The organism is Bacillus tuaregi (assembly GCF_900104575.1).
Lineage (GTDB): Bacteria > Bacillota > Bacilli > Bacillales > Cytobacillaceae > Bacillus_BD > Bacillus_BD tuaregi.
Genome location: NZ_LT629731.1, coordinates 2,927,776 through 2,941,604, shown reverse-complemented (window position 1 = coordinate 2,941,604; position 13,829 = coordinate 2,927,776). Strand labels below are relative to the sequence as shown.

Below are 13,829 nucleotides of genomic sequence, written 5' to 3'. Positions count from 1 at the left end.
CTAACAAGACTATCGCCTCTGTTTGCGTTTTTTAAAATGCTCGTCATAGTTTGTCCGTTTCATCATATAGTGAAGGAAGGGAGGGAGACATTTGAAAACAAATTGGGGAGCCGCTGTCCAGATTGCCGCTGTTTATGTAGGAACAGTGGTAGGAGCCGGCTTTGCAACAGGAAGAGAAATTGTTGAGTTTTTCTCTAGATTTGGTTTTATAGGCTTTATCGGAATGTTAATGTCAGGTTATATTCTCATCTTTTTAGGTTCTAAGTTAATGATCATTTCTGCTCGAATTAACGCGGTGTCCTATGAAGAATTTAATGAATATTTGTTTGGAAAAACGTTAGCAAAGGTTATTAATTTATTACTATTACTTATGCTGTTAGGGGTAACGGCCGTGATGCTCTCAGGTGCGGGTGCGGTTTTTGATGAACAGCTTGGTTTACCCAAATGGCTTGGCGTCGTGATAACGATTGGCTTATCCATTATAGTCATGATAGTAGGAATTAAAGGCTTGTTTGCTGTTAATACCTTTGTTGTCCCTTTGATGATCTTATTTAGTTTCATATTAATGGTATTTTCTTTACGTACGCCAAACTTTTTGGAGCAATTATTATATATTCCATATGTAAAGGATGGCTGGTCAGCGGTAGCTTCTCCCTTTTTATATACAGCTTTAAACCTAGCGCTGGCACAAGCAGTGCTAGTCCCTGTAGCTAATGAAGTAAAGGATGAACGAACGATAAAATGGGGAGGAATCCTAGGTGGTGCAGCGTTAACCGCAATCCTTATTGCGAGTCACTTTACATTGATTATGCTTCCGAATTTTTCTTCCTATGAAATTCCAATGGCCATTATTATGAAAAATCTAATTCCGGGGCTTCATTGGATTTTTGTCCTAATCATATATGGTGAAATATTTACATCTGTAATTGGGAATGTTTTTGGATTAGAAAAACAATTAATGCATTATTTACCGTTTCCTAAGCTGGTCATTGTCTCGGGGATTTTTATTGTCGCCTATTTATTAAGTCTCATAGAGTACAGCCGTTTACTATCTTATTTATATCCATTATTTGGTTATGTCAGCTTATTGTTTATCATTTTATTATGGATGAAACCTGAACATGAGGACACCAAAAAATGAGGATGCTCTATAACATCCTCATTTTTTGGTGTGGCTATTCTTTTGCACTAGCTTTAATTGTTTTGGCCATTTGCAGAAGAGCGTCACGGTGGTCTGCTTGCTCTGTTGTAAATAATGTCAGCTTAACAATTGCTTCCTTCTGATTAATTATGAGGGCAGTCACAATTTCTCCATCCTTTGATGCTTCAAGAGCTGTTGCATTCTTAAATTCATCAATAGAGGGATCAATCACTTTAATATCATCGCTGACAGCTTTAAGCTGTGCAGTTGTATTCTCTTTTAACGTCTTTACATCTGTATCAAGCGGTAATACTTCAATTCTCATAAATACATAATCATTTTCTTTTAGAAAAAGGGAGTCTTTATTAGGCTCCTCACCAGTTAATTGATAGTCAGGAAGGAGGTATAGTGAGAATTCTTGATTATCACTTTGTGTTAAACGTGCTGTTTCCTCTTTTGCTTCTCCATTTAAAGTATAGGATAGTGGCTGTTCATTTGGACGCTGAACCTTCGACTCTCCTTCTTTCTTTTCTTCAGTTCCATTTTTTTGAGACGGCTCCTTTGTGTCTTCAGCCTCTTCTTCTATGTCATGATTACTACTTGCATCAGATTCCTTACTCGTCTGTTCTGTTGTTTCAGCCTGGTTCGCTGACTTACTTGTATTTTCTGTACCAGAGCTTGTTCCACAAGCAGTTAATAATAGAGAAAGTATTCCTATTATCATAAAAAATCTCATGAATCGTTGCATATGTATGTACCTCCCAAAGTATGTAGTTCCTAAGTGGATTCTATTTTACCTTTTCCACTGGATACAGTGTTACAGACTCATGTTACCTTAATTTATCTTTTAACGGAATGGTAAAAGAATAAAAAGCAGAACGTCAAAGGTTAAATGAGAAACGATGACTAATGACAGACTTTTTTTCCATGCATACAGAGCTCCCCAAAATAATCCTGCAATAAGGGCAGCAATAGCATGGATAATAAAACCTGAATAGATTTGGACTGAAGCATAAAGTAAAGCAGCAACCAAAATGCTATACCTAATATTTAAAAATTTAGACAGTCTTTTTTGGATAAAGCCTCGCCAAAATAGTTCTTCCCCTGGAACAATAAAAAGTAAAAGGACTATATAGTGCCAGATCTCCTTTGGAGCAAAGCTTGTATAAAGTTTGGAAATTTCCTGTTTGAATGGTAACTGAAAAAATTGAATCAAGAAATGGCCTATCCAAAAAAGGGCAAATAGAAGCATACCAGAAAGGATGCCGTAAATGCTGTACATGAAAAAGGATGCCTGTTGATCTGATTTCTCATGCAAAATGGAATAGCTCATTAGTATTAACATCGTGGCTGTAAACATATACCAAAATATGGCTTTGTCTTGAAATGTTATATACATAAAAAAGTGGGCGATGATTAAGCCGAATAAAATCCGGTAATCAATAGGGAATTTTCTCACTTCAAAGCTCCTTTCTTATAGACACCCATTATTTTACCAAAAATAACGAGGTGTGGGTAGAAAAGGGGATGAAGAGAAGTTTTTTTATGTTTAGCTATATTAATAAAAACGATTCGAAAAGTTAATGATAGTAGTAACAACAGCGTACTAAGTTGTTGAATAAAGGATAAGGAGAAATCAAATGACGAGGGCAAAACGAGAGAAAGAAAGAGCATGGACTGTAAGAAAGCAAGATCAAAATCCACATGGGAAAGTAAAAACATTTAAGGAACTAGCTAATGAAGGAAAGGAAACATAATTGGTCCGTACCTACTGAGGACAGGCAAGCTTTGCTTGTCCCTGGTTCATTCGTGTTAATCCTCCTGCTATGAAGGGTAGCTGGAGGATTAAGTGAAAAATGGATAGACGAATACAATGAAAACATTTTCATTTTCAGAAAATGAAAATTGACACCTCAGATTATTGATTCTTTAATAATTTTATAGTTCTTATGATTTACAACTGTTCTTGCATCTAATTCGAGGTTACGAAAGTTCTTCATGTACGTTAAGTCAACAATTACAGAATTTTCATTTACTTTTTCAACAATCCCCTGTAAACCTTCTTTGAATTCAATGATATTGCCAACCTCTGCTATTCTCAAAATCGTTATCTCTCCTTCACTTACGAATTTACTACCTATTTTGCCTTACTTTTTATTATTCGTAAAGGTTTTTTATCCTGTAATGAATGGATTGTATCGAGTAAAATCACTATGATAATCTATATTTACATAGCCGGCTATAATCTTTTGGAAAAATAATACTATGGTAATAAAATGGAGTGATGGAGAAGTGAATGCAGAAGAGACCCAAAAAATTTTAGAGGATCTAAAAAATGGAGTGCTAACGGAGTATATGGTGAAGAAAGCTGAATTTCTCAATTTCCGCCAAGTGCTTGTCAAACGAGAGGATTTTAGACATTTTCGTGGAATTGCCCAACGAGGCGGTGATGTTCTTTTTCATTATTTAAAAGAGCCAAGAAGCTGATTTTCCTTCTGCACAAGAAGACAAAATAAAGGTGGTTTAGCTGGGCTACCACAAGGTTTACTGTATGTAAGCGGTTTAATAATTGAAAATTAGAACATGTATCAAAAAGCTTTCACGGTAATGGAGAACATGCTATCCTACTGAATGAGATGTTCAGTATTATTAGATAATATCTTGATAGGGAATACACAATTTAACACGAGTAAAATCTTTTTGATAATAAATAATAAATAAGAGATTTACTAGTTATTATTTGCATGAAAGCTAGAATGAATTTTACTATCTCTTCTATCCTAAAATAGTAAATTTACCGTTTGCCCTGACATCTTAAATAATTTTTTTAAGAAGGAGTTCGATCTTAAATGTTAGAGAAACAATTTAAAGTGATTGCTGAATCAGGGATACATGCGCGTCCAGCTACTATGCTGGTACAGACTGCAGGCAAATTTAATTCAGAAATCCATCTTGAATATAAAGGGAAAAAGGTTAATTTAAAATCCATTATGGGTGTTATGTCTTTAGGGATTGGAAAAGGAGCAGACATAACCATTACTGTGGACGGCAAAGACGAGGAAATAGCATTAAGTTCGATAGTAGAAACGTTACATAAAGAGGAGTTGGCGGAATAATGAATTACTTAAAAGGTATTGCTGCTTCAAGTGGAATTGCGATTGCAAAGGCCTATCGTTTAGTTGAGCCGGATCTTTCTTTTGAAAAGAAGGTTATTACAGATGAGGTTCAAGAGATTAAACGATTACAGGATGCCATTGCAACATCAAAGGCAGAGCTTGAGGCAATTCGTGAAAAAGCAAATGTAGAACTTGGAGCAGATAAAGCTGCCATTTTTGAGGCACACTTACTTATTGCGAATGACCCAGAATTGCTGACTCCAATTGAAGATAAAATTAAATCAGAAAAAGTAAATGCTGAGTATGCGTTAAAAGAAGTTACGGATATGTTTATCTCTATGTTTGAACAAATGGATAATGAATACATGAAGGAAAGAGCTGCCGATATCCGCGACGTTAGAAAGCGTATTCTATCGCATTTACTAGGAGTCGAGATTGTCAATCCAAGTATGATAGCGGAGGAAACAATCGTTGTTGCTGAAGATTTAACACCATCAGATACAGCCCAACTGAATCGTAAATACGTAAAAGCCTTTACAACTAATATCGGCGGACGTACTTCACATTCAGCCATAATGGCTCGTTCTATGGAAATACCGGCTGTAGTTGGTACAAAAACAGCAACGAAGGATATCCAAAACGGAGACATCATCATTGTTGATGGACTTAAAGGTGAGGTTCACATTAATCCAAGCGAGGAATTAATTGACCAATATAAACAAGAACAAATTCGTTACGAGGAACAAAAAGCTGAGTGGGCTAAACTGTTACATGAAAAAACCGTTTCTGCAGATGGTGAGCATGTGGAACTTGCCGCAAATATTGGAACACCTAATGATTTAGAGGGTGTTATTAATAATGGCGGTGAAGGAATTGGCCTGTATCGTACGGAATTCTTATATATGGGAAGAACGGAGCTTCCATCCGAGGAGGAACAGTTTGAATCGTATAAGGCTGTTCTCGAAGGGATGAAGGGTAAACCAGTAGTTGTGAGAACGCTTGATATTGGTGGCGATAAAGAGCTGCCATATCTAGATTTACCAAAGGAAATGAATCCATTCCTTGGGTTCCGAGCAATCCGTCTTTGCCTGGAAGAACAGGGCATCTTCAGAACACAACTGCGTGCATTATTGAGAGCAAGCTCTTATGGAAATCTGAAAATAATGTTCCCGATGATTGCGAATTTGGATGAATTCAGGGAAGCTAAATCCATTTTGGAGGAAGAAAAGCAAAAGCTTGTTAGTGAAGGTACTGCTGTATCAGATCAAATCGAGCTTGGCATTATGGTTGAAATTCCTTCAACAGCTGTAATGGCCGATCAGTTTGCAAAAGAAGTAGATTTCTTTAGTATTGGTACAAATGATTTAATCCAATACACTATGGCAGCCGATCGAATGAATGAGCGGGTATCTTACCTCTATCAGCCATATAGCCCAGCTATATTAAGATTAGTTAAAATGGTTATTGATGCAGCTCATAAGGAAGGTAAATGGGCTGGAATGTGTGGGGAAATGGCTGGGGATGAAACAGCTATTCCGTTATTACTAGGCTTAGGACTTGATGAGTTCTCCATGAGTGCAACCTCCATTCTAAAAGCTCGTTCACAAATCCTTCGCCTTTCTAAGAAGGAAATGGAAGAACTTGCACAGAAAGCATTGCAAATGAGCACAACAAACGAAGTAATTGAGGCTGTTACGGCAGCCGTTGAAAAATAATCCTTTTATTACGAATACACCAACCGGCTGGTACTTCCAGCCGGTTTTTTCTTCATTAAGAGGGTTTAGTCTCTAAGTCTTTGGGTTATGGTGGTAATAGGGAGTGATTTAGGTGTGCAAAAAAATGTATTCCATCTTACTTATTGGCTTTTATCTTTTAGCAGCTGGCTGCTCTGTCAAGCATGAGCCCTCCATTCTGAATCGTCATGCTGAGGTATTATTAACAAACAAAAACGAGCTCCAGTTTCGTTTTAAAATTAATGAAAAGGTATTTACAGATGAAACAATGTATAGAGTAAAAGTGAGTATTCACGATGAACAGCTGGCAGCGGCGCTAGGTCAAAAGGAAATTTTATACGGTTCAAAGGAAGTATTTGCTGGAAAAGCCTTAAATGTATCAGAAAGTAAAGAATCCTTTATCTATATGGAACCAATGCCGTTGATGATGGATTTACACGTCTTTGATATAGAAAAAATGATTACAGATCAAAAGGCAATCTCTGTTGAAATCATCAGTAAAGATAAAGTTATCGCACAAACCTTTTTAACTCGTTTTGCTACCCAACTATAACTTTATTTTCACTTCTACAAGTGGAAATGGTCCTTCTAAGAATAAGAACTATTCCTTTCCTGAAAGCAGCGATGATACAATAGATATAGGGTTTGAATGGAAGGAGAGAATAGAATGCTGACACCAGAAAATACACGAATTGGATTTATTGGTACAGGGGTAATGGGAAGAAGTATGGCAGGACATCTGTTAAAGGCTGGATACCCTGTTATCGTTTATAATCGAACAAGGGATAAGGCAACTGAATTGATAGAAAATGGAGCTGCGTGGGCCTCATCACCAAAGGAAATAGCTGAAAGGGCCAACGTTGTTTTTACCATTGTAGGTTATCCAAAGGATGTAGAAGAGGTTTATTTAGGGGAAGACGGAATTGTTGCTCATGCAAAACCTCATACATATGTCATTGATATGACCACGTCTACACCAACATTAGCAGAGCAAATATACCAAGCGGCAAAGGAAAGGGAGCTCTTTGCTGTCGATGCTCCTGTATCCGGAGGAGATGTAGGTGCAAAAGAAGCAAGGCTCTCTATCATGGTTGGTGGAGACAGAGATGTGTACGACGAATTAGAACCGCTTTTCAAGCTTCTAGGTTCTAATATTGTCTATCAAGGAAAAGCAGGTGCTGGGCAGCATACAAAGATGTGTAATCAAATAGCGATTGCCACAAATATGATAGGGGTCTGTGAAGCGATGGTTTATGCCGAAAAGGCCGGTCTAAATCCGGAAAAGGTGTTAACCAGTATTTCTTTCGGAGCGGCGGGAAGCTGGTCTCTGTCAAATTTGGCACCAAGGATGATTAACGGCAATTTTATGCCTGGCTTTTACATTAAGCATTTCATAAAAGATATGAAAATAGCACTGGCAGAAGCTGATGCAATGGGAATGGAGACTCCCGGACTATCTTTAGCGAAAAGTATGTATGACTCACTTGCGCAGCGTGGTGAGGAAGATAGTGGAACACAAGCCCTTTATAAATATTGGCAGGATTAAATTTGCATAAAGAAAATCCCTCCGTATCACACTAATTCTGTATGATACAAGGAGGAATGATAATGGCAAAACGAAATAAGAAAAATGATCCACAGCAAAAAAATAAAAAGGGCTTTGATTCAGCGGTCTTAAACCAGGAATTTGCTCATGAATTTGGCAGTACTGATACAAATAAGATTCATAAAGATAAAGCGAAAAAGGAAAAAGCTTCAAAAAATCAGGGTAAATATAAAGGCGGTTTGTAAAAATCTGGATTTATCTGAGGTAAAAAAGTGCAGGCATTATGCCTGCATTTTTTTAATGAAGTTCTCGATTCTGTTTAACCCCTCTTCAAGTGTTTGCATGGAACAAGCAAAGGATAGTCTGAAATATCCTTCTCCATAGCTGGAAAAAGCACTGCCAGGTACAACGGCCACTTTTTCCTCCTTAACTAGCTGAAGACAGAAATCAAAAGAAGAAACCTTTTCAGTTGGAAGCTTGACGAAAAAATAAAAGGCGCCGTCAGGCTTTTGTACTTCAAGTCCCATTTCGCGTAAGCGTTCATAAACATAATTTCTCCGCTCCAGATAAGCCTCTTTCATTGGCAAGGCATCATTTTTACCATCTGTTAAGGCTGTTAGTGCGGCCTTTTGAGAGATTGAAGTTGCGCAAGTAACATTGTATTGATGTACCTTTAGGATGTGTTTAGCAATATTTTCCGGTGCGAATAATAGGCCGATTCTCCATCCAGTCATAGAGTGTGATTTCGATAATCCATTAATGACAATCGTTTTATCTCGTGAAAAACTGGCAATGGATACATGGGGCTGGTCATATACGAGTTCACTGTAGATTTCATCAGCTAACAAAAATATATCTTTATCTGCAATCAGGTCTGCTATCTTCATTAATTCTTGTTTGCTTAAGCTAACCCCGGTTGGATTAGATGGATATGGCAGAACAATACATCTCGTTTGATCGGTTATGTAGGATTCTATTACTTCTGCTGTAAAACGAAAGCCGTTTTTTCTAATATCTACGTATATTGGCTTTGCACCACAAAGCTTAATGATTGGTTCATAGCCTGGGTAGACTGGTCCTGGAATAATTACTTCAGTTGCTTCATCTAGTATTGTACGAAAGGTAATATCAATCGCTTCGCTTGCACCTGCTGTGACAATTACTTCCGAGTCTGCCTTGTAATCTAAATGATACTTTTCTTTCATATATTGACTAGCAGCCTTCCGAAGCTCAATATCGCCTGCATTATGAGTATAGGTAGTAAAGTCCTCATCAATCGCTTTTTTCCCAGCCTCCTTTACATGGTGAGGGGTAGGAAAATCAGGCTGGCCAATGGTTAATGAAATCATTCCTTCTGTTCCGGCCACCATGTTGAAGAACTTTCGAATACCAGAAATTTCAATCTCTTTTACTTTCTTATTAATTAAATGTTCCACTGTTTTACCTCCTAAACTTAAATTTATTGTAACTTAATTGAAGCTTAGATTAAATAGTGCAGAATGAAAACTAAGCCATTCTTAGAAAGCTTAACAAATGTTAGACAATGGAAAGCGTGAATTGAATTAAATGTTATAATGAAATGGACTAATTGGTTATAGAAGATAGAGAAAGGGCATATGGTTAGCGATAGAGCTGGAATCATGGCCCATTTTTCTCTAGCGTATGAGGTCTAGTTAACAAACTAGTAAAAAAAAGGGGGGGAATAGATGGAGACAACTAATGAAGTCTATTCTTATGAAGAAAACAAGGAATACGGAGGATTTTGGCTTCGTCTAGCAGCCTATTTAATTGATTCCATTATTGTTGGCATTCCATTGAGTATCATTTCGATTCTTATCTTGGTATTTTTCTTTGGAACTTCTGATATCACGTATTTAATTATGGCTGATCCGGAATATATGGATACAGCGATGACAGATGACGAAGCGCTATCCTTTTTAGCTACCTATTTAGGCTCCATTTTTGTAACATCGATAGTGAGCATATGTGTTGCTGTAGCCTATTTTGCTGGGTTACATGCATCAAAGTGGCAGGCCACTATTGGAAAGAAGATGCTTGGGCTAAAGGTAACAAATCTTAGAGGAGAGCGGATTTCATTTTGGCGTGGACTCGGAAGATATTTGGCGATGTCCTTTCTATCCGGGATCCTTTTCATCGGCTATATCATGGTTGGCCTTACTGAGAAAAAACAGGGTCTTCATGATTTAATTGCAGGAACCATTGTTGTAAAAAAATAATATCTGATTGTTTGACAAAAATACATCTGAAGTCGATCAGATGTATTTTTTTGTGAAAAAAGCACTAAAAATTATCCAAATATAACTTAAGGGCATGTTATAGTTAAGATAATCAATTCAATAAAATGTGATAGGTAGGTTGACAGCAATGGAAAAAAATAAAGGGATTTTACTCGAAAGTGGTACAAATGAACTGGAAATTGTTGAATTTGGAATTGGGCCAAATAAATTTGGGATTAACGTGATAAAAGTAAGAGAAATTATTAATCCGGTACCTGTTACGCAAGTACCGCATGCACATCCGCATGTTCAAGGGATTATCGAATTAAGGGGAGAGGTTCTGCCTGTTGTTGATGTAGCAAAAGCAATTGGATTTTCGCCTTCGGATACACCGGAAAAGGATAAATTTATTGTTACAGAATTTAATCAGCAGAAGATTGTATTCCATGTTCACAGTGTATCGCAAATTCATCGTATTTCCTGGGATCAAATTGAAAAGCCTTCGGAAATGTATCAAGGCGCTGAAAGTCAAATTATCGGCGTGATCAAGCTATATGGAGAGATGATTCTTCTCTTAGATTTCGAGAAAATTGTCGTGGAGATTAATCCGAATACTGGAATCAATTTACAAAGATTGAAGAAGCTCGGCGAACGTGAACGATCCAACAAGCATTTAGTGGTTGCTGAGGATTCTCCGCTTCTGCGTAAGCTGATCCAGGATACGTTAGAGGAAGCTGGTTACTACTCCATTGAGTTCTTTGAAAATGGTAGGGATGCTTATGCTTATTTAGAAAGTATTGTGAAAAGCGGCAAAGCAATTGAAAGGGAGGTTCAACTCGTTATTACTGATATTGAAATGCCGCAAATGGATGGTCATCATTTAACGAAAAAGGTTAAGGAACATAGTGACTTATCGAAGCTACCTGTCATTATTTTTTCTTCACTCATTACGGACGATCTGCGCCATAAAGGACAAATTGTTGGAGCCGATGCCCAAGTCAGCAAACCAGAAATTGCAGAATTAGTCCTCCTAATCGATCAATTTGCCTTGTAAGAAAAGAAAAAACTTCCATTCGTTAGTAGTGGAAGTTTTTTTGTAGTAATGTTTAAAAATAACTTTCTCCAAGCTTTTTAAAAATCGGTTTGTTATATTTTTTTCTTGCCGGAACGGTCTGATGCTCATTTTCTTTTAAACCAGTGTAAGAGCATAGAATTTTTTTTGCCTGCGTTAAGGAAAGGGAGGCTTTTGGGTTCCTAACCTGTTTGTCCAACTTCCCTAGGTGAGGGAGTTCGGTAAAATCACTCTTTGACGGAGGTAAGTGAAAGGTATAATTTTCACAGGCTATCAAGACATCTGATTGCTGCTGGCTATATTTTGGATTATTTGAAAAATGTAGGCCGACTTTCTTGGCTTTACCTTCTTTAATCAGCTTGTGTAGTGCAGTATATTTAAGTTTATATAAAAATTTTGGGTTTGGGGCAGTCTTAGCATGACGATTTATAATGAAGATCGCTTGTGCGAGGTTTTTAATTGTTGGATTTAATTGAGGTTCTGATGAGAAATCCCTATTTGTGGACAATGTGATGTCTCCTTTCCAATTTTTTGGGAATGAGCAGCTAGTTAATAAGTTTTTTATATTGTCAAGAAAAATGAATTTATGTGATTATGGTCTATTATACCCCTTTTAACCATAAAAGAAAATAAATTCTCGAAAAATTATGCTTAATATACAGAAATGGATAGATAAAAACGGCTTGATTTCTAATGAATCATCACAGTAGTGCCATTAGGTACTTGTTTGGCAAGATCAAGTACATCATGGTTATGCATGCGAACACAGCCCTGAGATACGGCCTGACCAATGGAAGCGGGGTTATTTGTACCGTGGATGCCGTAGCCTGCTTTTGAAAGGCTAAGCCACAAGACTCCAAATGGACCCCCTGGATTAGGCTGACGGTTTACTATGACAAATGAACCAACCGGAGTTTGTGTCAGCATTTTCCCAATTGCAATTGGATATGATTTGATTAGATTGTTATTCAAAAAGAGCTGTAACGTTTTGTTTTTTCTGGAAATCACAATCCGATAGGGAATGCTTTCTGGATTGGGCAAACCAGGAATTTGGATGGCTTGACTTATATAAATCATATTCTGATTAGTAATATGAGGGTTGGCTCTTAAGATTTCTGCAATGGAGACACGATAGTCCTTTGAAATAGAAGCTAAAGTTTCTCCCCTTTTTACTATGTGATGCATCGCTTACTCCTCCCGGCCCATTTTGGGTTATGGTTATACTTATGAAGCAAACGAGCAAAAGTGACTTTTTTCTTTAAGAATTATCATGATTATGTTTATTATACATATATGGATGAAAAGGCGTATGAATTCAGAAACAGGATTTAAAGAAAGGAGAATAGGGATGCTGAAAAAAAAATGGGCAGTGATTGACATTGGGTCCAATACCATTCGGCTTGTTATCTATTCAAAAGGTCAAGGTGGGAGCTATAAGGAAGAGGAAAATATAAAAACAGTTGCGAGACTTAATCAATACCTGAATCCGGAATATGAATTACAAAAGGAAGGAATCAACCTTTTAATAAATATACTGCAAGGCTTTAAAGAGATTCTTCATTTTCATCAGGTTATAGAAATCCATTGTGTAGCAACTGCCACAGTGAGGCAAGCAAAAAATCAGAGGGAAATCCAAGTGCTTGTGAAAGAGCAAACTGGCTTTGATATGAAGGTTTTATCTGAAACAGAGGAGGCATATTTTGGTTTTTATGCTGTTTCGCGTTCTACTCCAATAGATACAGGAATCACGATAGATATGGGGGGCGGAAGTACAGAGATTACTTTTTTTCAAGACAGGAAATTAATCCATTACCATAGTTTTCCGTTTGGTGTTGTTTCTTTGAAAAAACAATTCATCCATAACGATCCCATTACCAGTCAAGAAAGAAAAAATCTGGCTGATTTCATTCAAGCCTCTTTTGCACAGCTGCCATGGTTAAAAAATCTACAGGTTCCAGTTATTGCAATTGGTGGCAGTGCTAGAAATATTGCCCAAATTGATCAAAATTTCAAGAAATATCCCCTTGCTGGGATTCATCAGTATGTGATGTGCTATTCAGATTTACAGAAAATCCAAATGTATCTTGCCCAGCTTACGATAGAACAGCGTGAAAGGGTAGAGGGACTTTCAAAGGATCGGGCGGATATCATCGTTCCTGCACTTGAAGTGTTTGTCGGACTATGTGAATATAGTCAGTCCTATTCATTCATGTTCAGCAAAAAGGGATTAAGAGATGGAATTTCAATGAGTGCTAATGAGATGAGTGAAGAAGTATTGACGACTAATCAAATCATTCATGACAGTGTGGTGGAATTATTGATTGATTATGATGTCGATATAAAACATGCCCGTCATCGTGCTAGGCTGGCAGAGAGCTTACTTGACGAAATAGGCACCGATTATCATTCTGACAACCAAGCTGCCTTAAGAAATTTCGTTAACAAAGGAGCGCAGCTCTATTACCTTGGGCAATATATCGATGATGATTCAAGTAGCCAGCATACCTTTTATTTATTAGCTAACCAATCAATTAACGGGCTTTTACATAAAGATCGTTTGAAGCTAGCATATATTGCTTCGTATAAAAATAAAACATTATTAAAGCAATACTACCTTCCATTTACGGAATGGTTTACGAAAACGGAAATGGAAGAAATACGCTTAGCAGGTGCGATTGCTAAGCTGGCTTGTGCATTAGATGCTTCGAAACGAGGAATCGTTGAGGAAATGCATCTTAAGAAACGTACGGCTGACACATTTGAATTAGTCATTAGTTGTAAGGGCAATCCGTTTGTGGAGCAGTATGAAACGGAAAAACATATCCGCCAATTAGAAAAGGCGCTTGAAAAAACAATAACGCTGAAGTTTTTTCAGAATAAATAAGCTTGATAAAGGTTTAGTCCTGTTCCTAGTAAAACTTTATTTTCAATAATGTAACAAAAAGTTAGTATTTTTTTGATATATTATATATGTAGAATATTGC

General features: G+C 37.2%; 17 protein-coding genes. 11 read left to right on the top strand and 6 right to left on the bottom strand.

Going from position 1 to position 13,829, the window contains the following annotated elements; all coding sequences use genetic code 11:
- Positions 1–91 precede the first annotated feature (91 nt).
- Positions 92–1,141: a YkvI family membrane protein gene (locus BQ5321_RS16445; RefSeq protein ID WP_071395516.1), complete on the top strand. Its 1,050-nt coding sequence runs from the start codon at positions 92–94 to the stop codon at positions 1,139–1,141.
- 34 nt (positions 1,142–1,175) lie between these two features.
- Here the strand turns inward: BQ5321_RS16445 and BQ5321_RS16440 are convergent, their stop codons facing one another.
- Both BQ5321_RS16440 and BQ5321_RS16435 read right to left on the bottom strand, forming a co-directional pair.
- The gene (locus BQ5321_RS16440; RefSeq protein ID WP_071395515.1) at positions 1,176–1,889 is read right to left on the bottom strand and encodes a hypothetical protein; all 714 of its coding nucleotides are present in this window, start codon (positions 1,887–1,889) and stop codon (positions 1,176–1,178) included.
- Positions 1,890–1,988: 99 nt separating this feature from the next.
- The gene (locus tag BQ5321_RS16435) at positions 1,989–2,600 is read right to left on the bottom strand and encodes a CPBP family intramembrane glutamic endopeptidase (RefSeq protein ID WP_234978421.1); all 612 of its coding nucleotides are present in this window, start codon (positions 2,598–2,600) and stop codon (positions 1,989–1,991) included.
- 181 nt (positions 2,601–2,781) lie between these two features.
- Between BQ5321_RS16435 and BQ5321_RS24715 the strand changes: the two genes are divergently transcribed.
- The gene (locus BQ5321_RS24715; protein ID WP_222705865.1) at positions 2,782–2,898 is read left to right on the top strand and encodes a DUF6254 family protein; all 117 of its coding nucleotides are present in this window, start codon (positions 2,782–2,784) and stop codon (positions 2,896–2,898) included.
- A 156-nt stretch (positions 2,899–3,054) separates the two neighbouring features.
- On the opposite strand, the gene BQ5321_RS16430 is transcribed toward BQ5321_RS24715, so the two are convergent.
- Positions 3,055–3,243, bottom strand: a complete 189-nt coding sequence (locus tag BQ5321_RS16430) for a YkvS family protein (protein WP_071395514.1) — start codon at positions 3,241–3,243, stop codon at positions 3,055–3,057.
- Between the two features lie 163 nt (positions 3,244–3,406).
- Between BQ5321_RS16430 and BQ5321_RS16425 the strand changes: the two genes are divergently transcribed.
- From BQ5321_RS16425 to BQ5321_RS16400, 6 genes are all read left to right on the top strand, one after another.
- Positions 3,407–3,628, top strand: a complete 222-nt coding sequence (locus BQ5321_RS16425) for a hypothetical protein (RefSeq protein WP_139187818.1) — start codon at positions 3,407–3,409, stop codon at positions 3,626–3,628.
- A gap of 362 nt (positions 3,629–3,990) precedes the next feature.
- Positions 3,991–4,257, top strand: coding sequence for a phosphocarrier protein HPr (locus BQ5321_RS16420; protein WP_071395513.1), 267 nt, complete (start codon positions 3,991–3,993; stop codon positions 4,255–4,257).
- A complete protein-coding gene (gene ptsP / locus BQ5321_RS16415) occupies positions 4,257–5,972 on the top strand; it encodes a phosphoenolpyruvate--protein phosphotransferase (RefSeq protein ID WP_071395512.1) in 1,716 nt (571 codons plus the stop codon). The genes BQ5321_RS16420 and ptsP overlap by 1 nt, the downstream gene beginning before the upstream one ends.
- Positions 5,973–6,096: 124 nt before the next feature.
- Positions 6,097–6,543, top strand: coding sequence for a hypothetical protein (locus BQ5321_RS16410; protein WP_071395511.1), 447 nt, complete (start codon positions 6,097–6,099; stop codon positions 6,541–6,543).
- Positions 6,544–6,657: 114 nt separating this feature from the next.
- On the top strand, positions 6,658–7,536 hold the full coding sequence (locus BQ5321_RS16405; RefSeq protein WP_071395510.1) for an NAD(P)-dependent oxidoreductase: 879 nt from the start codon (positions 6,658–6,660) through the stop codon (positions 7,534–7,536).
- 62 nt (positions 7,537–7,598) lie between these two features.
- Positions 7,599–7,781, top strand: a complete 183-nt coding sequence (locus BQ5321_RS16400) for a hypothetical protein (protein ID WP_071395509.1) — start codon at positions 7,599–7,601, stop codon at positions 7,779–7,781.
- A gap of 36 nt (positions 7,782–7,817) precedes the next feature.
- Here BQ5321_RS16400 and BQ5321_RS16395 read toward each other — a convergent pair whose 3' ends face one another.
- A complete protein-coding gene (locus BQ5321_RS16395; RefSeq protein ID WP_071395508.1) occupies positions 7,818–8,972 on the bottom strand; it encodes an aminotransferase A in 1,155 nt (384 codons plus the stop codon).
- 270 nt (positions 8,973–9,242) lie between these two features.
- Between BQ5321_RS16395 and BQ5321_RS16390 the strand changes: the two genes are divergently transcribed.
- Both BQ5321_RS16390 and BQ5321_RS16385 read left to right on the top strand, forming a co-directional pair.
- Entirely contained in the window at positions 9,243–9,773 is a 531-nt protein-coding gene (locus BQ5321_RS16390) for an RDD family protein (protein ID WP_071395507.1), read from the top strand.
- A gap of 148 nt (positions 9,774–9,921) precedes the next feature.
- Positions 9,922–10,827, top strand: a complete 906-nt coding sequence (locus tag BQ5321_RS16385; protein WP_071395506.1) for a chemotaxis protein — start codon at positions 9,922–9,924, stop codon at positions 10,825–10,827.
- Positions 10,828–10,879: 52 nt separating this feature from the next.
- Here BQ5321_RS16385 and BQ5321_RS16380 read toward each other — a convergent pair whose 3' ends face one another.
- Positions 10,880–11,353 carry a YkyB family protein gene (locus tag BQ5321_RS16380; protein WP_071395505.1) on the bottom strand — a complete coding sequence of 158 codons (474 nt, stop codon included), beginning with the start codon at positions 11,351–11,353 and terminating at the stop codon, positions 10,880–10,882.
- 182 nt (positions 11,354–11,535) lie between these two features.
- Complete coding sequence (locus BQ5321_RS16375) at positions 11,536–12,030, bottom strand: L,D-transpeptidase family protein (protein ID WP_071395504.1); 495 nt, start codon at positions 12,028–12,030, stop codon at positions 11,536–11,538.
- A 163-nt stretch (positions 12,031–12,193) separates the two neighbouring features.
- Here BQ5321_RS16375 and BQ5321_RS16370 point away from each other — a divergent pair, with 163 nt between their 5' ends.
- Positions 12,194–13,729, top strand: a complete 1,536-nt coding sequence (locus BQ5321_RS16370; protein WP_071396950.1) for a Ppx/GppA family phosphatase — start codon at positions 12,194–12,196, stop codon at positions 13,727–13,729.
- The last annotated feature ends 100 nt before the right edge of the window (positions 13,730–13,829 follow it).